This is a genomic window from Mordavella massiliensis (genome assembly GCF_016901695.1).
In the GTDB taxonomy this organism is placed as follows: Bacteria; Bacillota; Clostridia; order Lachnospirales; family Lachnospiraceae; genus Claveliimonas; species Claveliimonas massiliensis_A.
This window is the reverse complement of record NZ_JACJKS010000090.1, coordinates 1-312: the sequence shown is the minus strand read 5'-3', so window position 1 is coordinate 312 and position 312 is coordinate 1. Positions and strand designations below refer to the sequence as shown.

At 50.0% G+C, this 312-nt stretch carries 1 rRNA gene; it reads left to right on the top strand.

The features are described 5' to 3' along the window. Positions 1–198: 198 nt before the first annotated feature. Positions 199–312: ribosomal RNA gene (locus tag H6A20_RS13230) — 16S ribosomal RNA — on the top strand; the annotation flags it as partial.

Genomic DNA, 312 nt, shown 5'->3' with positions numbered 1-312 from the left:
GAAGCGAGAGCGAAGATCTGATGCCAACAGTAAATAACGGGATAGGAAAGCTAGAGTTTTCCTGACCGAGGTTTAAACGAAAGGAAGCTCTGGCAGCAGAGCGAAGGAAGCTCCGACAGCTTTAAGCTCGTGGGAGACCTCGCTAAAAGCTGCGGAGCGCAAGCGGACTAAGGCTTGAAAAGACCAAGCCTAAGTCCTTTATGCGAGAGTTTGATCCTGGCTCAGGATGAACGCTGGCGGCGTGCTTAACACATGCAAGTCGAGCGAAGCACTTACTTTGGATTTCTTCGGAATGACGAGGTATTTGACTGA